Source organism: Cellulomonas sp. P1_C4, assembly GCF_056406355.1.
This window is the reverse complement of the sequence record NZ_JBFUAI010000008.1, coordinates 96,189-115,113: the sequence shown is the minus strand read 5'-3', so window position 1 is coordinate 115,113 and position 18,925 is coordinate 96,189. Positions and strand designations below refer to the sequence as shown.

The window sequence follows — 18,925 nt, the reverse complement described above, 5'->3', positions numbered from 1 at the left end:
CACGCCCTCTCGGCTCACTCAGTCCGGCGACACTCGCCGCCGCGGCTGCCGGCGCCGGAGCGCGGAACTGCCTGCGCAGAAGGTACCTATCCAGGTCGCCACTGAAAAGGACCCAGCACCTGCGGGTTTGTCCGACGCTAGCGAGGCGCGACCGGCTGCCGCAGGATCGTCCGCTGCTTCTCGGGAGCGACCCGGCGGAAATCGCTCAGGTAGATCTCGTGATGGGTGCCGACCATCCGCAACCCGTTCTCGGGGATGAACTCGTGGTGCATGCGGGCGAGCACGTCGGCCTCGTCGTCGAACGAGCCGATGTGCAGCGTCTGCACGCACCGCCCCTCGGATAGGGTCGCCAGGCGGAGGTCGCCCAGGCGAGCCGGGCGCTCCTTGGCGTCGACGCGCGCGATCGCGTCCGTGACCATCTCCGGCGCGATCCAGTCCGGGACCAAAAGCATCAGCGTCCAGTCCCACCGCGACTTGTCCCGTGCCGAGGTGAAGGCCTCCATGTCGTCGGCCCGCCACAGTCCCTCCAGCGGCGGGACGACGTAGTCGCGCCCGAGCTCGCGCTTGCTCGCGAACTTCACTGCGTAGGCCACGGGGTAGAGGGTCTCGACCGCCTCGGCGAACGCCGGCGAGGTGTTGGGGTCGCCGCGTCCGTCGACCATCAGGTACTGCAGGTCCGGCACGTCCAGGAGCCGGAACCGGCCGCGTCGCGCCTGGTAGGCGTCGAGGCTCTTCTTGACGTCGGTCTTCTCGTCCATCGCCGTCGATGATCCTCCGCCACAACGACGAACGGCCCGGATCCCGAGGGATCCGAGCCGTTCGATCTGTGCGCGAGGGGGGATTTGAACCCCCACGCCCTTTCGGACACTGGCACCTGAAGCCAGCGCGTCTGCCGTTCCGCCACTCGCGCGCGCCGCAGAACATTAGCACGATCGGGGAGGGCCTCCGGACCGTCCTGGTGCGAGGCCGGGCGGCGGCGCGCACACATCACCCGGCATCCCGGCCCGTACCGGTGGGTCCCGGATACGATCAGGGCGGATCGTCGGCACGCTACGTGCAGGTGGACGCGCGAGAGGGACGGGGGAGGTGGCAGTGGGCATCCTCGACAGGTTCGAGAACGGCGTCGAACGCGTGGTCAACAACGCCATCGCCAAGGCCTTCAAGAGCGAGCTCAAGCCGCTCGACCTCTCCAGCGCCCTGCGCCGCGAGGTGGACGACCGTGCGGCCGTCGTCGGACGGGACCGGACCGTCGTCCCCAACGAGTTCACCATCGAGCTCGCGACCGCCGACTACGACCAGGTGGAGTCGTGGGGTGCCGAGGCGCTCGCCGACGAGTTTGCCAACAACGTCACCGACTACGCCGCCAGCCAGCGGTACGCGTTCGTCGGGCCGGTCACGGTGTCGTTCAGCGAGGACGGTGAGCTCGAGGCCGCGCGGTTCCGGGTGCACAGCGCCACGGTGCGCGGTGCGGTGGCCCCCGCGTCGGCCAGCTCGGCGCCCAGCGCCAGGCACCCCCTGGTCGACATCGACGGGCAGCGCTACATCCTCACGGGTCCGGTGACGGTCATCGGGCGCGGGTCGGAGGCGGACATCATCGTCGACGATCCCGGCGTCTCCCGGCGGCACCTCGAGATCCGCGTGACGGCCGACGGTGTTGTCGCCACGGACATGGGCTCCACCAACGGACTCTTCGTCGAAGGCCACCAGGTGCCGGCCGCGACCCTGCTGGACGGCAACACGCTGACCATCGGGCGCACCCGGATCCTGTTCTGGACAGGCGGCGAGCCGGACCTGGACGAGTGACGCCGGCACATGAGTGAGCTGACGATCACCCTGCTTCGGCTGGGTTACCTGGCCCTGCTGTGGGTGCTCGTGCTCTTCGCCATCGGTGTGCTGCGTCGCGACCTGTACGGCACGAGGATCACGGACCGCCGACGCCGCAAGGCACCGGTGCCGGCCGCCGCAGCCGGCCCGGCCACAGCGGCCGAAGCCCCCGAGGCGCCCCCGGTCCGCACACCGCGCTCCGCCCGCAGCGGTTCCGGCCCCAGCAGGCTCGTCGTCACCGAGGGTCCGCTGCGCGGCACGATCGTGCCGCTGGCTTCGTCGGCGGTGCTCATCGGCCGGGCGCCGGGCTGCACCCTGGTGCTGGACGACGACTACTCCTCGTCGCGGCACGCCCGGATCTTCCCGCAGGGTGGCCAGTGGTTCGTCGAGGACCTCGGATCGACGAACGGGACATTCGTGGCGGACCAGCGCGTCGAGGCTCCGACTCCCGTCCCGACGGGTACACCCGTCCGCGTGGGCCAGAGCGTTCTCGAGCTGCAGAGGTAACCGGTGACCGTCGCACTCAGGTATGCGGCGCGGTCCGACGTCGGACTCGTGCGCTCCAACAACCAGGACTCGGCGTACGCCGGGCCGCACCTGCTCATGGTCGCGGACGGCATGGGCGGCCACGCCGGGGGCGACGTCGCCTCCTCGGTCGCCGTCGCGAGCTTCGCGCCCCTCGACGGCGAGTCCCACGGCCCCGACGACGCGCTGGACCAGCTGGAGACGGCGCTGGCCGACGCGCGGGACGAGATCATCGCCCGCAGCGACGCCGACCCCGAGCTCACGGGCATGGGCACCACCGTGCTGGCCATCCTGCGCGCCGGCAACAAGCTCGCGATGGTGCACCTCGGCGACTCGCGCGGGTACCTCATGCGCGACGGTGTGCTCACGCAGGTCACCACCGACCACACGTTCGTCCAGCACCTGGTGGACATCGGCCGGATCACGCCCGAGGAGGCCGAGCACCACCCGCAGCGGTCGGTGGTCATGCGCGTGCTCGGCGACTTCGACCCGGAGGTCACGCCCGACCTGTCGGTCCGCGAGGCGCGGCCCGGGGACCGCTGGCTGCTGTGCTCCGACGGCCTGTCCGGCTTCGTCAGCGCGGACACGATCGAAGAGACCATGGCGACGATCGACGACGTCGATGCCTGTGCGGACCGCCTCGTGCAGCTCGCGCTGCGGGCCGGGGGTGGCGACAACATCACCGTGGTCCTGGCCGACGTGATCGAGCTCGACTCCGTCGCCGACGGGGCAGGTCCGACGACGACCGCGACGGTGGTCGGCGCCGCGGCGCTGACCCGCAACGACCCCACGTCGGCGGCGGACGGTCCGGCGGCCCGCGCCGCGAGCCTGACGCGCGCGACGAAGGAGCCGGCGGAGGACGACGGCACCGACGCCACGCCGGCACCGACGGAGGACGACGACGACGAGAACCCGCCGACCCGCCGCCGGTGGCGCACGGTCGTGGCGTGGGTGGCCGTCGCCGTCGTCGTGATCGGTGGCGCCGCGATCGCGTACGCGTGGACGCAGTCGCAGTACTACGTGGGCGTCGACGACGGCGAGGTCGTCATCTTCCGCGGCCTGCCGCAGACCATCGGCTCGATCCCGCTGTCGTCGGTGGTCGAGCGCACGGGCACCGACGTGGAGGACCTCTCCTCGGGCTACCTGCAGGTGCGGGTCGAGCAGACGATCCACGCGGACTCGCTCGAGGACGCCCGCAACCTGGTCGCCATGCTCGACGTGGACACAGAGAACACAGCGGACACGGTTCCGTCTCCCACCGCGACCCCCAACCCGACCCCGTCCGGGACGGCCACGCCGTGAGCCGCGCGTGATGGCCACCGTCCAACCGCACCGGGTGCGGGCCGGTCGGGGCGTGGAGCTCGGCTTGCTGGTGCTCGCCCTGGCCATCGGCATCTCGTCGTACGCCCTGGCCGGCATCGGCACCTCCGACAAGATCCCGCCCGACGTGATCGGGTACGGCGCCGGGCTGACCGCGCTGGCCGTCGGCGTCCACCTGGTGCTGCGCTGGCGCGCCCCGTTCGCGGACCCGGTGATCCTCCCGATCACCGTCGCGCTCAACGGCATCGGGCTCGCGATGATCTACCGCATCGACTTCGCGTACACCGCGCGCGGCCGCGACGACACGTTCGCCCAGCGCCAGCTGGTGTGGACCGCGGTCTCGGTCGTGCTCGCGGCGCTCGTCATCGTGCTGCTCCGCGACCACCGGACGCTGCGGCGCTACACGTACACCGCGATGGTCGCCGGTCTCGTGCTCGTCATGCTGCCGCTCGTCCCGGGCCTCGGCGTCCTCATCAACGGCGCCCGGATCTGGGTGCGTGTCGGCGGGGTCGGGTTCCAGCCCGCCGAGTTCGCCAAGATCGCGTTCGCCATCTTCTTCGCCGGCTACCTGGTGACCCACCGCGACACCCTCGCGCTCGCCGGCCCCAAGGTGCTGGGCCTGCAGCTGCCACGCCCGCGCGACCTCGGTCCGATCCTCATCGTCTGGGGCGCGTCGGTCGCCGTCCTCGTGCTCGAGCGCGACCTCGGCACCTCGCTGCTGTTCTTCGGCCTCTTCGTCGCGATGCTCTACCTCGCCACCGAACGGCTGAGCTGGGTCGTCATCGGCCTGCTCCTGTTCCTCGTCGGCGCCGCCCTGGCCGCCAGCGCGTTCTCGCACGTCGGAGCGCGATTCGACGCCTGGCTGCACGCGTTCGACCCTGCCATCTTCGACCAGAGCCCCGGCGGCTCCGGGCAGCTGGTGCGCGGGTTGTTCGGCATGGCCAGCGGCGGGCTGTTCGGCACCGGGTGGGGCCAGGGGCGACCCGACCTCGTGCCGTTCGCGGAGTCGGACTTCATCGTCGCGTCGCTCGGCGAGGAGCTCGGCCTGACCGGGCTGATCGCGATCCTGCTCTTCTACGCCATCCTCACCGAGCGTGGCATGCGCACGGCGATCGGGGTCCGCGACGGGTTCGGCAAGCTGCTGGCCGGCGGCCTCGCGTTCATCGTCGCGCTGCAGACGTTCGTCGTCGTCGGCGGCGTCACACGGCTCATCCCGCTGACCGGGCTGACCACGCCGTTCCTCGCCTACGGCGGCTCGTCGCTGGTGGCGAACTGGGTGATCGTGGCGCTGCTGCTGCGCATCTCCGACGAGGCCCGACGTCCGGCCCCCTCGATGAAGCCCGTGCTCACGCCGATCGCGGGCACGCCCGTGGTCGTGGGCGGCAGCGGCGACGACGACCAGCCGACCGAGATCATCGGCGGTGTCCGGTGAACACACCCCTGCGCCGCCTGGCGACGGTCGTCCTGGTCATGTTCGTCGGCCTCATGGCGGGCGCCACCTGGATCCAGTACTTCCAGGCGGACACGCTCAACAACGACAGCCGCAACGTCCGCACGCTCTACCGGGAGTTCGGCAACGCCCGCGGCCCGATCGTCGTCGCGGGCGAGGCGATCGCTCAGTCCACCAAGGTCGAGGACTCCTACGGCTACCAGCGGTCGTACACCAACGGCGAGCTCTACTCGGCGATGACGGGCTTCTACTCCGTGGTGAACGGCCGCACGCAGCTGGAGAACGCGGCCAACGACGAGCTCACCGGCCGGGGCGACCGGCTGTTCTTCTCGCGCATCCGGGACCTGCTCACCGGCCGCCAGCCCGAGGGTGCCGCGGTCGAGACCACCCTCAATCCGGCCGCCCAGCAGGCCGCGCTCGACGGGCTCGCCGGGCAGCAGGGGGCGGTCGTCGCGCTGGAGCCGTCCACCGGCAAGATCCTCGCGCTCGTCTCGACCCCGGGCTTCGACCCCAACGTGCTGGCGTCGCACGACACTAAGGCCGCCGGCGCCGCGTACAACCAGCTCGCGTCGGCCCCCGGAAACCCGCTCCGCAGCAACGCGACCCTCGAGCGCTACCCCCCGGGGTCGACGTTCAAGCTGGTGACGGCGGCGGCGGCGCTCGAGAGCGGGCAGTACACGCCCGAGAGCACGCTGCCCGCGCCGGTCGAGCTCGCTCTCCCGCAGACCACCGCGACCATCGGCAACTTCGGCGGCGGCGGCTGCGGCAGCGACCCGATCACCCTGGCCGACGCCCTGCGCGTCTCGTGCAACACCGCGTTCGCCCAGCTGGGCATGGACGTCGGCGCCGACGCCCTCCAGGCCCAGGCCGAGCGGTTCGGCTTCAACGACCCGGGCCTCACCATCCCGATGAAGGTCGTCGAGAGCGTATTCCCCGACGACATGAACGCGCCGGTCACCGCCCAGTCCGCCATCGGGCAGCGCGACGTCCAGGCGACGCCGATGCAGATGGCGATGGTCGCGTCGGCGATCGCCAACGGCGGCCAGCTGATGACGCCGTACGTCGTCCAGACGGTCCGCTCGGCCGACCTGCACAAGGTCTCCGAGACCGAGCCCACGTTGTACTCGACCGCGATCTCGCCCGGCACGGCCGCGTCGCTGCGGGACATGATGATCGGCGTCGTGAACGGCGGGTCCGGCACGGCCGCGCAGATCCCCGGCGTGCAGGTGGCCGGCAAGACGGGCACGGCGCAGACGGCCGACGGGCAGCCGCCGCACGCGTGGTTCACCGCCTTCGCGCCCGCCGACGCCCCTCGCGTGGCGGTCGCGGTGCTGGTCGAGCACGGAGGCAACGTGGGCAACGAGGCCACGGGCGGCAAGGTGGCGGCGCCCATCGCCAAGGCCGTCATCGAGGCGGTGCTGGGCTCGTGAAGACGGCATCCGGGGTCCTGCTCGGCGAGCGCTACCGGCTGGTCCGGCAGATCGCCGTCGGCGGCATGGGCGAGGTGTGGGAGGGGTACGACGACGCCCTCGCCCGGCCGGTCGCGGTCAAGGTGCTGCGCTCGGAGTTCGCGGGCGACCGCGGCTTCCTCGAGCGGTTCCGCACCGAGGCCCGCAACTCGGCGTCCCTGTCACACCCCAACATCGCGCAGCTGTTCGACTACGGCGAGCAGGAGGGCTCCGGCTTCCTGGTCATGGAGCTCGTCGTCGGCGAACCCCTGTCCGACCTGCTCGAGCGCGAGCCGGTGCTGCCCACGCGCCGCCTGCTCCCGATCCTCGCGCAGACGTCCCGGGCGCTGCACGCCGCGCACCTGGCCGGCGTCGTGCACCGCGACGTCAAGCCCGGCAACATCCTGCTGGGCCGCGGCGGCCGCGTGAAGATCACCGACTTCGGCGTCTCGCTGGCCCGCAACCAGGTGAACATGACCGCGACCGGCATGGTCATGGGCACCGCCCAGTACCTCTCGCCGGAGCAGGCCGTGGGCAAGCCCGCGACCCCGCTGTCCGACCTGTACTCGCTGGGGATCATCGCCTACGAGGCGCTGGTCGGGCACCGGCCGTTCACCGGGCCGACGGCGGTCGACATCGCCGTGGCGCACGTGAACAACCCGGTGCCGCCGCTGCCCGCGAGCGTCGACAAGCAGCTCGCCGCGCTGGTCACCCGGCTGCTCTCCAAGGAGCCCAGCGCCCGGCCCTCGTCGGGCGAGGAGCTCGCGCAGCTGCTCGACAGGCTCGTGCCCCGCACCCCGCCCTCAGGCGTGCCCGTGTTCGTCGCCACCCAGGAGCGGACGCCGGACACGTTCGCCACCGCCGTCGCGTCGGCGCCGCCCCCCGCCGTCGCACCGCCGCCGTCCTACCCGCCGCGCCGCACCCGGCGCGCCGAGGAGCCGGCGACCCGCCCGGCGGTCCGCAAGAGCACCCCGACCTCGGGCACGCGGCTCGGCCGCACCGGCCGGCTGACCTGGCCCTTGCTCGCCCTCCTGCTGCTGCTCGTCGGCCTGCTCGGCGCCGCTCTCGCGGCGCAGCTCACCAAGGCGGACAGCCCGCCCGACGGCCAGACCCGGCTGTCGGCCACGGCCTCCCATTACTCTCGTGGCGTCACCCTCGATGGGATGATCACCGAGAACGGGTCCACAGCGCTCGCCGCGGACCCGGCATCGACGGAAGCAAAGGACGCCTAGTGGTGGACGACGGATCCCGCATCCTCGCCGGACGGTACGAGGTCGGCGAGCTCATCGGCCGTGGTGGCATGGCCGAGGTGCACATCGGCCACGACACCCGGCTCGGTCGCACGGTGGCCATCAAGATCCTGCGCTCGGACCTCGCGCGCGACCCCAGCTTCCAGAACCGGTTCCGGCGCGAGGCCCAGTCGGCCGCCGCGCTCAACCACCCGGCGATCGTCTCCGTCTACGACACCGGTGAGGACGTCTTCACCGAGCCCACCGGCGTCGTCGCCCACGTGCCGTTCATCGTCATGGAGTACGTCGAGGGCCACACCGTGCGGGACATCCTGCGCGACGGCGCCGCGGTGCCGATCGAGGAGGCCGTGGAGATCACGGCCGGCGTGCTCTCGGCGCTGGAGTACTCGCACCACGCGGGGATCGTGCACCGCGACATCAAGCCGGCGAACGTCATGCTCACGCCGACGGGCGCGGTCAAGGTCATGGACTTCGGCATCGCCCGCGCGGTGGCCGACTCGGCCGCGACCATGACCCAGACGCAGGCCGTCATCGGCACCGCGCAGTACCTGTCGCCCGAGCAGGCGCGCGGCGAGACCGTCGATGCCCGCTCCGACCTGTACTCGACCGGCTGCCTGCTGTTCGAGCTCCTCACCGGCCGCCCGCCGTTCACCGGCGACTCGCCCGTCGCGGTCGCCTACCAGCACGTCCGCGAGGCCGCGCCGGTGCCCAGCACCTTCGCCTCCGACGTGCCGGACGCCCTCGACCGGATCACGCTCAAGGCCCTCGCCAAGGAGCGCGACTCCCGCTACTCGACGGCCGCCGAGTTCCGCTCCGACCTCGAGGCCGCCGTCCGCGGGGGCGCGGTCGGAGCGCCCGCCGTCGGGGCMCTCGCCGCCGCCGCCCTCGTCGCGACCCCCGCCACCGACGCCACGCAGCTCATGGCCCCGCCCGTCGCGACCACGCAGGCCATCCCGCCGGMCACGCCGTGGGCCTCCACCGGTGCCGCGGTCACCACGACGGGTCTCGACGACGAGGAGGAGGAGAACCGGCGTCCGTGGCTGCTGCCGCTGCTCATCGCGATCGCCGTCCTCGCCGTCGCCGGCATCGTCGCGCTGCTCGTCGCCAACGGGCAGAAGAACGACAAGCCGACGACGATCGATGTGCCCTCGCTGGCCGGCATGACCGCCGAGCAGGCCGAGACCACGCTCGACGACCTTGACCTGGTGTTCGTCCGCGCCGAGGAACCCTCCGACACCGTCCCGGCCGAGCAGGTCACGCGGTCGGACCCGGCGGAGGGCACGCCCGTCGAGCCCAAGTCCGACGTCAAGGTCTACATCTCGACCGGACCGTCGAGCCTCGCCGTCCCGGACGTCTCCGGGAAGACCGAGCAGGAGGCCGTCGACCTCCTGACCGCCCAGGGCCTCCAGGTCTCGGCCAACCGCCAGGACGACGACAACCCCGCCTTCCCGCAGGGCCAGGTCACCAAGACGGATCCGCCGGCCGGCCAGGCGGTCGCCGCGGGCTCGCAGGTGACGCTCTTCGTCTCCACCGGCAACGTGCAGGTGCCCGACGTCACCGGCAAGACCAAGGCCGAGGCGACGCAGATCCTCAACGACGCCAAGCTCCAGGCGAACACGAGCCCGGTCGAGTCCGACCAGACGCCCGACACGGTCGTCGCCCAGGACGTCGCGGCCGGCACGCTGGTCAAGCAGGGCCGGGCGATCAACCTGTCGATCGCCGTCGCGCCGACCACCGCGACCATCCCGAACGACCTGGTGGGCAAGCCCTACGACCAGGTCGTCGCCGAGCTGCAGGGTCTGGGCCTGCAGAACGTCAACCGGATCGACGAGCAGTCCGACGAGCCGGCCGGGAACGTGATCCGCACGGACCCGACGGCCGGCGACGAGGTCCCGCTGGACCAGCAGATCGACATCCACGTCTCGAAGGGCCCGAGCGGCAAGGGCGCGAACCCGACGCCGGCGCCGTCGACGACGCCGTAGCAGGAACGACGAAGGGCCGTCCCGAGGTCGGGACGGCCCTTCGTCGTTCGCTCAGAGCCGGACGAGCGGGTGCAGCCCCGCGGAGCGCGCGACGGMCTCGTCGTCGCCGCAGATCTCGAGCCAGTTGGCGAGCAGGCGGTGGCCACCCTCGGTGAGCACCGACTCGGGGTGGAACTGCACGCCGTGAAGCGGGAGCGACACGTGCTGCAGCCCCATGATGATCTCCCGACTGTCGCCTGCGACGACCGCCGTGACCTCCAGCTCGTCCGAGATCGTCCCGTTCACCACCGCCAGCGAGTGGTAACGCGTCGCGGTGAACGGGTCCGGCAGCCCGGCCAGCACCCCGACGCCCTTGTGCTCCACCTGGCTGGTCTTGCCGTGCATGAGCTCGGGCGCGTGGGTGACGACGCCGCCGAACACCTCGCCGAGGGCCTGGTGACCGAGGCACACCCCGAGCATCGGGAGGCCCGCGGCGGCGCAGTCCCGGATCACCTGCATGCTCTGGCCGGCGTCCGCCGGCGTGCCGGGGCCGGGCGAGACGAGCACGCCGTCGAACCCGGTGCGCTCCTCGACGGGCGGCACGGCGTCGTTGCGCACGACCACGGTCTGTGCGCCCAGCTGGTTGAGGTAGCCGACGATCGTGTAGACGAACGAGTCGTAGTTGTCGATCACGAGGATCTTCGTCACGTCATTCCCCCACGGTCGTCTGGTTGAAGGGCATGTACGGCGAGACGGCCGGGAACACCCAGGCGAAGCAGACCGCCAGGACCGCGAGTGCCGCGACCGCGAGGATCAGCACACGCACGGCGACCGGGCCGGGCGTGTGGCGCCACAACCATCCGTACATCTAGCGCTCTCCAAGTCGTTCGAGGGTGCCCATCATGCGCCACCGACCAGCTCGGCCGGAATGCCGTCCGCCGTCGGAGCCCAGTAGTCGAGCACCCCGTGGACGATGAACCGCTGCTTCGCCGAGAACATCGGGTGGCACGTGGTCAGCGTGATCATCCGCTCGGTGGGGACCGCGCCCGGGACGCCCGGTACGGGGGCGATGACGTCGACGTCGGTCGGGGCGACGATCTCGGTCGAGGTCACGCGGTACACGTACCAGATGTTGTCGGTGGTGCGGATGACCAGCGGGTCGCCCACCTGCAGCTCGGCCACGCGGTTGAACGGCTTGGCGTAGGTGGTCCGGTGACCGGCCACCGCGAAGTTGCCGATGCCGCCCGGCATCGCCGTGCCTTCGTAGTGGCCGGCGCCGAGCACGTCGAGCACGGTGGCCCGGTCCGTCCCCTGGCTGATGGGTCGCTCGGGCTCACCGTCCCACCGAGGCACCTGGATGGTCGCGAACGTCGTCGCGTGCGGCGGCTCGGCCATCACCGGGGGGTCGTCGTGGCGCGGCGGCGCGATGACCGGCCCCGCGGGCGCGCTGGCGGACGCGCTGGGGGTGGCGGTGGGCACCGGCTCGAACGGCAGCTCGCGCACGATCTCCGCCTGCGCGCGGTTGCCCACGACGTCGGTCCACCACAGCTGCCAGACGAGGAACGCGAAGAGCAGCACGCCGAGGGTGATGAGGATCTCGCCGATCACGCCGATGGTCGTGTAGACGACGTGGCGCGCTCGCCCGGTGCGCTGCTGCTTGCGGCCTGCCCGCCGGCTGGTCGGTGCGGGTTCGGTCGCCGTCTCGCCGCTCACCGCGTGCCTCCGGGGGTCGGGTCGGACGAGGACTCCGCCCGCTCGCGCTGCTCGGCCTCGGCCGCTTCCAGCCCCGGCAGGATCTCGACGCCGTCGGGCACGGTGGCGGACGACAGCTCGGTGGTCCCCGAGTACGCGGGCAGGTCGAGCGGATCCTGCGCGTCGGTCACGGACCAGCCGAGCCCGACGTCCGCGGCGTCCCGCAGGTACGACTGGACCGGCGGCGACGACGTGAGCGCCTTGCGCAGGTCGGCGGGGTTTCCGATCGCGCGGACCACGTACGGCGGCGAGTACAGCCGGCCATGCAGCCGCAGCACGTTCCCCACGCACCGGACCGCGCTGGTGGAGATCACCCGCTGGTCCATGAGCTCCATCGCCTCGGCCCCGCCCGCCCACAGCGCGTTCATCACGGCCTGGATGTCCTGCTGGTGCACCACGAGCACGTCGGGGCTGACGGTCTCGCGCCGAGGGGAGTCCGCCGGGGCGTCGTCGAGCTCGACCGTGAGGCCGGGGCCGGAGACGGGAACGAGCCCGCCCTCCACCAGGTACCCCACGCTCGGCTCGCCCACCTGCGTCCCCGCGGCCTCGTTCTCGCTCGCGGTGAGCCCGTCGACGTCCGAGCGCAGCGCGTCGACCTCGGTGGACAGCTGCGCGACGCGCTTGACCTCGACCTGCGCCAGCTCGCGCAGGTCCTGCGGGTGGCGCTCCCCGGTCGCGCGCGCGAACTTGGCGTTGGCGGCGAAGAGGGCCCCGGAGAGGGCCAGCACCAGCGCGACCGACAGCGTGCCGCGGGCGACCACGCGACGCGCACGGTGCACGCGGTGCGGGTGGTCGGTCACGAACGGCTCCTGGGGGTGGGACGCCTGAGTACGGGCGGGCACTACGCTAGGTCACGATGCGACGCGTCCGTGACGAAGCGGGCCTGCCGCGTCACGATCGACCGCCCCCCGGCCACGCCGTCACCCCGCGTGGTCCCCCGCGACCGTCGGGTCGCACAGCCGCAGGACAGGAGCACCGGACGTGCCTGAGTCGAAGTCGCGCAAGAAGGCGACGTACACACCGCCGCCCGCCAAGTCTTCGGGGCCCAAGGTGAACCCGCCCTGGTTCCTGCCCGTGATGCTCGGGCTGATGATCCTCGGGCTGGTCTGGATCGTCGTCACGTACCTCACGCGCTCGCAGTACCCGATCCCGGGCATCGAGCAGTGGAACCTGCTCATCGGGTTCGTCCTCATCATCGCTGGCTTCGGCATGACGACCCGCTGGCGCTGACCTGCACATTCGTTCGACCCAGGCGCCGTCCGCACATGCGGGCGGCGCCTTCGTCTATCCGTCGTCCCCACCGTCACCCCCACCCGGGCCCGCACGCGTCCGTCCACAGCCACCGCACCTGACCTGCGCAAACGTCGCCGTTGTCCCCAGCGGTGCACAAGTCTGTGGATAACTACAGCGGTGTAGTTCCACAGGTGTGAGTAACCCTGTTGAGATCGTGCGAGGCCCGCAAACGTGCTGTGGGAGGGCCTGAGAGGCCAGGTCAGCGGACGAACCCGGCCGACGCGTAGACGAGCACGGTGGGGACCAGCAGCAGGGCACCGAGCACGACCGGTGCGACGACCGCGACGAGTCGGCGGCGGTCGGGCGGGGCGTAGGCGTAGGCCGCCGCGAGCAGCCCGCCGGTGACCAGGCCGCCGACGTGCGCCTGCCACGCGATGTTGGCCATGACGAAGCCGAGCGCCAGGTTGATGCCGATGAGAACGAGGATGCCGCGGACGTCGCCACCCAGCCGCAGGCTGACCACGAGGATCGCGCCGAACAGGCCGAACACCGCACCGGACGCGCCGACGCTCCCGGTGGTCCAGCTGTGGGTCGCGTCCGCGAGGAGCACAGAGCCGACCGAGCCGCCGATCGCGGACATCAGATAGAGGGTGATGTACCGCGCGCGGCCCAGGGTGTTCTCGAGAGTGGGCCCGACGTACCAGAGCGCGACCATGTTGAAGACGATGTGCAGGTACTGGCCGGGCGAGTGCAGGAACGCGGCGGTGACGAACCGCCACGGCTCGTAGAACCCGAGCGCCGGTGAGAAGAGCCACCGGGCGGTCCACGACGGCAGCACCAGCTGCAGGATGAAGCTGGCGACGCAGAGCCCGATGAGCGTGAGGGTGACCACGGGGCGGCCGGCATGGCGCACGCCGCCCAGAACGGTCCGGGTGGTCGGTAGCGCCCGTGCAGCCTCGGCGACGCAGTCGACGCAGTGGATGCCGACCGCGGCCTGGCGCTGGCACTCGGGGCAGGTGGGCCGGCCGCACCGCTGGCACCGCACGTACGACACCCGGTCGGGGTGTCGAGGGCAGACCGGCGGCGCGACCGGCGCGCCCGGGACTCCGTCGACTGAAGAGCTGATGGTCGGTCTCAGTCCTCGATGGTGATCGAGTTGATGACGATGTCCTCGACCGGGCGGTCACCGGGGCGGACGCGCGTGTTCTCGATGGCGTCCACGATGGCGCGGCTCTCGTCGTCGGCGACCTTGCCGAAGATCGTGTGCTTGCCGTTGAGCCACTCGGTGGGTGCCACCGAGATGAAGAACTGCGAGCCGTTGGTGCCGCCCACCTTGCCGGTGGTCGGGTCGAGGCGCTTGCCGGCGTTGGCCATGGCCAGCAGGTAGGGCTCGTTGAACGACAGCTCGGGGTGGATCTCGTCGTCGAAGGTGTAGCCCGGGCCGCCGCGGCCGGTGCCCAGGGGGTCACCGCCCTGGATCATGAAGCCGGAGATCACGCGGTGGAAGACCACGCCGTTGTACAGCGGGTCTGTGCGCTCCTCGCCGGTCGTCGGGTCGGTCCACGGGGTCGTTCCCGTGGCCAGTCCCGTGAAGTTCTGCACCGTGCGGGGCGCGTGGTTGGGGTAGAGCTCGATCCGGATGTCTCCGGCGGTCGTGTGCAGGGTCGCAAACATGCGAGAAGTCTCGCACGCGACCCTGGAGCACACCGGTGAATGTGCGGTTGTGCAGGCCACAGGCTCTGTTCTGCACAAAGACCATCCTGCGCTGCCGCTCTCGCGGTGGCAGAGTGGGAGGCCAGTGCAGCCGAACGAGCCGGGAGCCGAGATGCCGTTCACGAAGAGCCCGAAGATCGACGTCGACACGGAGAAGCTGAAGGACCAGGCGGCCGACCTGGGCGCCACCCTCGCTGATGCCGCCAAGACCGCGAAGGATGGCGCCGGGTCAGCGGCCGAGACGCTGAAGGACGCCGCCGCCAAGGCCGGTGACGCGGCGTCGACCGCGAAGGACTGGACGACCCCGAAGGTCGAGGCCTTCATCGACTGGCTCCTCCCGCGGGTGGAGCACCTGTACAAGGAGAGCGTGAAGGCCGCCGCTCCCAAGGTGGAGACGGCCGCGGACAGGGTCTCGCCGGCCATCGACACCGCGCACGACAAGATCGTCGACGACTTCCTGCCCAAGCTCGTCGCCGCCATGAACGAGGCGGCGGTGAAGGCCGGCGCGGCCGTCGAGAAGGCGGCCGACGCTGCGGCCGTGAAGGGCAAGGGCTCTGCCGCGTCGATCGCCGCTGCGGCCGCGGAGGCCTCGGGCAAGAAGAAGCACACGGGCGCCAAGGTCTTCTGGCTGCTCGCGGCCCTCATCGGCCTCGGTGCGGCTGCGGCCGCCTGGACCCGGTCGCGCTCGAGCGTCGACCCGTGGGCCGAGCCGTGGGAGCCGACGGACGCCGGTACGGCGCAAGCCCGGGTCGCCGACGCCGCGGACGCGGTCGGGGAGGCCGCCGGCAGCGCCGTCGCCAAGGGCCTCGACGCCACGCGCAAGGCAGCCGAGAAGGTCAGCGCGGCCACCGGGTCGCTGACCGAGAAGGTGTCCGAGGCCAAGGACGACCTGACCGAGAAGGTCGCGGGCGCCACCGAGGCCGCGAAGGACAAGGTCAGCGAGGCGACCGAGGCAGCGAAGAAGGCGACCGCGCGCCGGACGACGAAGCCGGCAGACGATGCGCCGGAGACGCCGACCGTCCCGCCGACTGAGCCGCCGGCCGAGGGTGGCGCGCCCGCCTTCTGACCCGAGGGCCCCGCGCACCGCCCGACCCCCGGATCCCTCGCGGAGCCGGGGGTCGCGCGCTGTCCGAAACGTTTTGGCCGTTGACCCTCCCGGGAGACGGTCTGCACGATGCGCGAGGCGCGTCGTGCCGGTGCCGCAGCGAGGCGACTCCGGGGCCATCCGCCGACCCCAACGCCTCCAGCGCCGTGGAAGAGGACCCCCATGTACCGCCCCAGAACCCGCGGTCGCGTCGCGATCGCGTTCAGCACCGTTCCCGCGGTGCTCGTCGCAGCCGCCGGACTGCTCGTCGCCCCGCTCGCCGGAGCCGCGACCGCCGCGGACCCGACGTACAACTACGCCGAGGCCCTGCAGAAGTCGATGTTCTTCTACGAGGCCCAGCGCTCGGGCGACCTGCCGGCGAGCAACCCGGTCTCGTGGCGCGGCGACTCCGCGCTGACGGACGGCGCCGACGTCGGCAAGGACCTCACCGGCGGCTGGTACGACGCAGGCGACCACGTGAAGTTCGGGCTGCCGATGGCGTTCAGCGCGACGATGCTCGCGTGGGGCGCCATCGCGTCACCGCAGGGCTACACCAAGGCCGGGCAGCTGGACGAGGTCAAGGACAACCTGCGCTGGGTCGACGACTACTTCGTCAAGGCCCACACCGCACCGAACGAGCTCTACGTGCAGGTGGGTGACGGCGAGGCGGACCACAAGTGGTGGGGTCCCGCCGAGGTGATGACGATGGCCCGACCGTCGTACAAGGTCAGCGCGAGCTGCCCCGGGTCCGACGTCGCCGGGGAGACCGCCGCCGCGCTGGCGTCGTCGGCGATCGTCTTCAAGACGGACGACCCGACGTACTCGGCCAAGCTGCTCACGCACGCCAAGCAGCTGTACACGTTCGCGGACACCTACCGCGGCGCGTACTCCGACTGCGTCACGGCCGCGTCCGCGTACTACAAGTCGTGGTCGGGCTACCAGGACGAGCTGGTCTGGGGCGCCTACTGGCTCTACAAGGCGACGGGCGACGCCTCCTACCTGACGAAGGCCGAGACCGAGTACCTCAAGCTGAGCGTCGAGAACCAGACAACCACCCACTCCTACAAGTGGACCGTCGCGTGGGACGACAAGACGTACGCCATGTACGCGCTGCTCGCCATGGAGACGGGCAAGCAGCAGTACATCGACGACGCCAACCGCTGGTTGGACTACTGGACGGTCGGCGTCAACGGCCAGCGCGTGCCCTACTCACCGGGCGGCCAGGCCGTCCTGGACTCGTGGGGGTCGCTCCGATACGCAGCCAACACGTCGTTCGTCGCGCTGGTCTACTCGGACTGGTTGACGGACGCCACCCGCAAGGCGAGGTACCACGACTTCGGCGTGCGGCAGATCAACTACGCGCTCGGCGACAACCCCCGCAAGTCCAGCTTCGTGGTCGGCTTCGGCGCCAACCCGCCGCAGAGCCCGCACCATCGGACCGCGCACGGCTCGTGGCTCGACTCGATCGCTGACCCGGTGAAGACCCGGCACACCCTGTACGGCGCCCTGGTCGGTGGGCCGTCGTCGGCCAACGACGCCTACACCGACAGCCGGTCGGACTACACCTCCAACGAGGTGGCCACCGACTACAACGCGGGCTTCTCCAGCGCGCTGGCGCGGCTCACGCAGGAGTACGGCGGCACGGCGCTGGCCGGCTTCCCGGTCGCCGAGCAGCCCGACGGCGACGAGATCTTCGTCGAGGCCATGCTCAACCAGCCCGCCGGCGGCACGTTCACCGAGATCAAGTCCATGATCCGCAACCAGTCGGCGTTCCCGGCGCGGTCGCTGAAGAACGGCACGCTGCGCTACTGGTTCACGCTCGACGCCGGTGACTCGGCCGCGAACCTCACCGTGTCCGCGAACTACAGCGAGTGCGGGCCGCAGACCACCAAGCCGGTCAGCGCGGGAGGCTCGCTGTACTACGCCGAGATCAGCTGCATCGGGCAGAACATCTACCCGGGCGGGCAGTCCCAGCACCGGCGCGAGATCCAGTTCCGCATCACCGGTGGTTCCACGTGGAACGCTGCCAACGACGCCTCGTTCGCCGGCCTGAGCACCACGGCGCTCGCCAAGACCAAAGCAATCACGCTCTACGACGGCGGCAAGCTCATCTGGGGCACCGAGCCCACCGGCACCGTCACGGACACCACGGCGCCCACCGTCCCGGGCACCCCGACGGCCTCCGGGATCACCTCGACGGGCGCGTCGCTCACCTGGACGGCGTCCACCGACGCCGGCAGCGGCCTCACGGGCTACGACGTCTACCGGGTGCAGGGCACCACCTCGACGCTCGTCGCCTCGACCACCACGGCGTCGACGGTGCTCTCCGGCCTCACGCCCAGCACCGCGTACTCGTACGCGGTGAGGGCCAAGGACGTCGCGGGCAACGTGTCGGCGGCCTCGGCCACCGGCACGTTCACCACCTCGTCGCCGCCTGTCGACGTCGTGGCACCGGGCAAGCCTGGGGCGCCCGTCGCCTCCGCGATCACCTCGACCGGCGCGACGCTCACCTGGACGGCCTCGACCGCCGGCACGTACGCGGTGGCCGGGTACGACGTGCTGCGGATCAACGGCACGACGTCCACGGTCGTCGGCACGGCGACCGGGACGACGTTCTCGCTCACCGGGCTCACGGCCGGCACCTCGTACACGTACGCCGTCCGGGCCAAGGACTCGGCAGGCAACGCGTCGACCACGTCGTCGTCGGTCGCCTTCACCACGACGGCCGCCGCCGACACCACCGCACCGACCGTCCCCGGCACTCCGGCGGCGTCCGCGGTCACGCAGACGGGGGCGACCCTCACCTGGGCGGCGTCCACCGACGCGGGCGGCAGCGGGCTGGCCGGCTACGACGTGTACCGGGTCCAGGGGACCACCTCGACCCTGGTGTCCTCGTCGACGTCGGCGTCGACGACGCTCACCGGCCTCACGGCGGGCACCGCGTACACCTACGCGGTGCGGGCCAAGGACGGCGCCGGCAACGTCTCGGCGGTCAGTGCGCCGGTGACCTTCACGACGCTCCCGACGACGACCGCGAGCAGCTGCGCCGTGACGTACTCCGCCAACAGCTGGAACGTGGGCTTCACGGGGAGCATCAAGATCACCAACACCTCGACGGCACCGGTGACCTGGACGCTCGGGTTCACGTTCCCGTCGGGTCAGCAGGTGACCCAGGGCTGGAGCGCGACGTGGTCCCAGACCGGGAGCGTCGTCACGGCCACCGGGCTGGGGTGGAACGCCACGCTGGCCCCGGGCGCGAGCACCGACGTCGGGTTCAACGGGTCCCACCCGGGCACCAACACCGCCCCGACCGCCTTCACCGTAAACGGGGTGACCTGCTCGGTCTCCTGATCGCGACCACGAGG

At 71.5% G+C, this 18,925-nt stretch carries 17 protein-coding genes and 1 tRNA gene; 10 read left to right on the top strand and 8 right to left on the bottom strand.

Features of this window, described 5'->3' with window-relative positions:
- Positions 1-137 precede the first annotated feature (137 nt).
- Together AC1DYZ_RS08250 and AC1DYZ_RS08245 are read right to left on the bottom strand one after the other, a co-directional pair.
- Entirely contained in the window at positions 138-758 is a 621-nt protein-coding gene (locus AC1DYZ_RS08250; protein WP_477064715.1) for a GyrI-like domain-containing protein, read from the bottom strand.
- Between the two features lie 69 nt (positions 759-827).
- Positions 828-910: transfer RNA gene (locus tag AC1DYZ_RS08245), tRNA-Leu, on the bottom strand.
- A gap of 182 nt (positions 911-1,092) precedes the next feature.
- Here AC1DYZ_RS08245 and AC1DYZ_RS08240 point away from each other — a divergent pair.
- The 7 genes from AC1DYZ_RS08240 to pknB are packed head-to-tail and all read left to right on the top strand — an operon-like array spanning position 1,093 to position 9,799.
- Entirely contained in the window at positions 1,093-1,803 is a 711-nt protein-coding gene (locus AC1DYZ_RS08240; protein WP_477064772.1) for an FhaA domain-containing protein, read from the top strand.
- 9 nt (positions 1,804-1,812) lie between these two features.
- Positions 1,813-2,331 (top strand): FHA domain-containing protein FhaB/FipA, encoded by a 519-nt coding sequence (locus AC1DYZ_RS08235; RefSeq protein ID WP_477064714.1) that lies wholly within the window; start codon positions 1,813-1,815, stop codon positions 2,329-2,331.
- Positions 2,332-2,334: 3 nt separating this feature from the next.
- Positions 2,335-3,651 (top strand): Stp1/IreP family PP2C-type Ser/Thr phosphatase, encoded by a 1,317-nt coding sequence (locus AC1DYZ_RS08230; RefSeq protein WP_477064713.1) that lies wholly within the window; start codon positions 2,335-2,337, stop codon positions 3,649-3,651.
- A gap of 10 nt (positions 3,652-3,661) precedes the next feature.
- A complete protein-coding gene (locus AC1DYZ_RS08225) occupies positions 3,662-5,101 on the top strand; it encodes an FtsW/RodA/SpoVE family cell cycle protein (RefSeq protein WP_477064712.1) in 1,440 nt (479 codons plus the stop codon).
- A complete protein-coding gene (locus AC1DYZ_RS08220; protein WP_477064711.1) occupies positions 5,098-6,549 on the top strand; it encodes a peptidoglycan D,D-transpeptidase FtsI family protein in 1,452 nt (483 codons plus the stop codon). Before AC1DYZ_RS08225 ends, AC1DYZ_RS08220 begins: the two co-directional genes overlap by 4 nt.
- Positions 6,546-7,799, top strand: a complete 1,254-nt coding sequence (locus tag AC1DYZ_RS08215) for a serine/threonine-protein kinase (protein WP_477064710.1) — start codon at positions 6,546-6,548, stop codon at positions 7,797-7,799. The genes AC1DYZ_RS08220 and AC1DYZ_RS08215 overlap by 4 nt, the downstream gene beginning before the upstream one ends.
- Positions 7,799-9,799 carry a Stk1 family PASTA domain-containing Ser/Thr kinase gene (gene pknB / locus AC1DYZ_RS08210; RefSeq protein ID WP_477064709.1) on the top strand — a complete coding sequence of 667 codons (2,001 nt, stop codon included), beginning with the start codon at positions 7,799-7,801 and terminating at the stop codon, positions 9,797-9,799. The genes AC1DYZ_RS08215 and pknB overlap by 1 nt, the downstream gene beginning before the upstream one ends.
- Before the next feature lie 51 nt (positions 9,800-9,850).
- On the opposite strand, the gene AC1DYZ_RS08205 is transcribed toward pknB, so the two are convergent.
- From AC1DYZ_RS08205 to AC1DYZ_RS08190, 4 genes are read right to left on the bottom strand one after another with little or no spacing between them, the layout of a single operon-like run.
- Positions 9,851-10,486 (bottom strand): aminodeoxychorismate/anthranilate synthase component II, encoded by a 636-nt coding sequence (locus AC1DYZ_RS08205; RefSeq protein ID WP_477064708.1) that lies wholly within the window; start codon positions 10,484-10,486, stop codon positions 9,851-9,853.
- A 1-nt stretch (position 10,487) separates the two neighbouring features.
- On the bottom strand, positions 10,488-10,646 hold the full coding sequence (locus AC1DYZ_RS08200) for a hypothetical protein (RefSeq protein WP_477064707.1): 159 nt from the start codon (positions 10,644-10,646) through the stop codon (positions 10,488-10,490).
- 32 nt (positions 10,647-10,678) lie between these two features.
- Positions 10,679-11,491: a class E sortase gene (locus AC1DYZ_RS08195; protein ID WP_477064706.1), complete on the bottom strand. Its 813-nt coding sequence runs from the start codon at positions 11,489-11,491 to the stop codon at positions 10,679-10,681.
- The gene (locus AC1DYZ_RS08190; RefSeq protein WP_477064705.1) at positions 11,488-12,330 is read right to left on the bottom strand and encodes a DUF881 domain-containing protein; all 843 of its coding nucleotides are present in this window, start codon (positions 12,328-12,330) and stop codon (positions 11,488-11,490) included. The genes AC1DYZ_RS08195 and AC1DYZ_RS08190 overlap by 4 nt, the downstream gene beginning before the upstream one ends.
- Before the next feature lie 181 nt (positions 12,331-12,511).
- Between AC1DYZ_RS08190 and AC1DYZ_RS08185 the strand changes: the two genes are divergently transcribed.
- Complete coding sequence (locus tag AC1DYZ_RS08185) at positions 12,512-12,760, top strand: cell division protein CrgA (protein WP_477064704.1); 249 nt, start codon at positions 12,512-12,514, stop codon at positions 12,758-12,760.
- Between the two features lie 262 nt (positions 12,761-13,022).
- Here AC1DYZ_RS08185 and AC1DYZ_RS08180 read toward each other — a convergent pair whose 3' ends face one another.
- Together AC1DYZ_RS08180 and AC1DYZ_RS08175 are read right to left on the bottom strand one after the other, a co-directional pair.
- A complete protein-coding gene (locus tag AC1DYZ_RS08180) occupies positions 13,023-13,817 on the bottom strand; it encodes a rhomboid family intramembrane serine protease (RefSeq protein ID WP_477064703.1) in 795 nt (264 codons plus the stop codon).
- Positions 13,818-13,897: 80 nt separating this feature from the next.
- Positions 13,898-14,437 carry a peptidylprolyl isomerase gene (locus AC1DYZ_RS08175; RefSeq protein ID WP_477064702.1) on the bottom strand — a complete coding sequence of 180 codons (540 nt, stop codon included), beginning with the start codon at positions 14,435-14,437 and terminating at the stop codon, positions 13,898-13,900.
- Between the two features lie 151 nt (positions 14,438-14,588).
- On the opposite strand from AC1DYZ_RS08175, the gene AC1DYZ_RS08170 reads away from it, so the two are divergent.
- Both AC1DYZ_RS08170 and AC1DYZ_RS08165 read left to right on the top strand, forming a co-directional pair.
- Positions 14,589-15,542, top strand: coding sequence for a hypothetical protein (locus tag AC1DYZ_RS08170; protein WP_477064701.1), 954 nt, complete (start codon positions 14,589-14,591; stop codon positions 15,540-15,542).
- Between the two features lie 201 nt (positions 15,543-15,743).
- On the top strand, positions 15,744-18,911 hold the full coding sequence (locus AC1DYZ_RS08165) for a glycoside hydrolase family 9 protein (RefSeq protein WP_477064700.1): 3,168 nt from the start codon (positions 15,744-15,746) through the stop codon (positions 18,909-18,911).
- The last annotated feature ends 14 nt before the right edge of the window (positions 18,912-18,925 follow it).

What these genes read in the sequence shown, in the direction of transcription:
- AC1DYZ_RS08250 (WP_477064715.1), bottom strand. Translation starts at nt 758, where the DNA reads ATGGACGAGAAGACCGACGTCAAGAAGAGCCTCGACGCCTACCAGGCG.
- AC1DYZ_RS08225 (WP_477064712.1), top strand. Translation starts at nt 3,662, where the DNA reads ATGGCCACCGTCCAACCGCACCGGGTGCGGGCCGGTCGGGGCGTGGAG.
- AC1DYZ_RS08235 (WP_477064714.1), top strand. Translation starts at nt 1,813, where the DNA reads ATGAGTGAGCTGACGATCACCCTGCTTCGGCTGGGTTACCTGGCCCTG.
- AC1DYZ_RS08175 (WP_477064702.1), bottom strand. Translation starts at nt 14,437, where the DNA reads ATGTTTGCGACCCTGCACACGACCGCCGGAGACATCCGGATCGAGCTC.
- AC1DYZ_RS08170 (WP_477064701.1), top strand. Translation starts at nt 14,589, where the DNA reads ATGCCGTTCACGAAGAGCCCGAAGATCGACGTCGACACGGAGAAGCTG.
- AC1DYZ_RS08165 (WP_477064700.1), top strand. Translation starts at nt 15,744, where the DNA reads ATGTACCGCCCCAGAACCCGCGGTCGCGTCGCGATCGCGTTCAGCACC.
- AC1DYZ_RS08200 (WP_477064707.1), bottom strand. Translation starts at nt 10,646, where the DNA reads ATGTACGGATGGTTGTGGCGCCACACGCCCGGCCCGGTCGCCGTGCGT.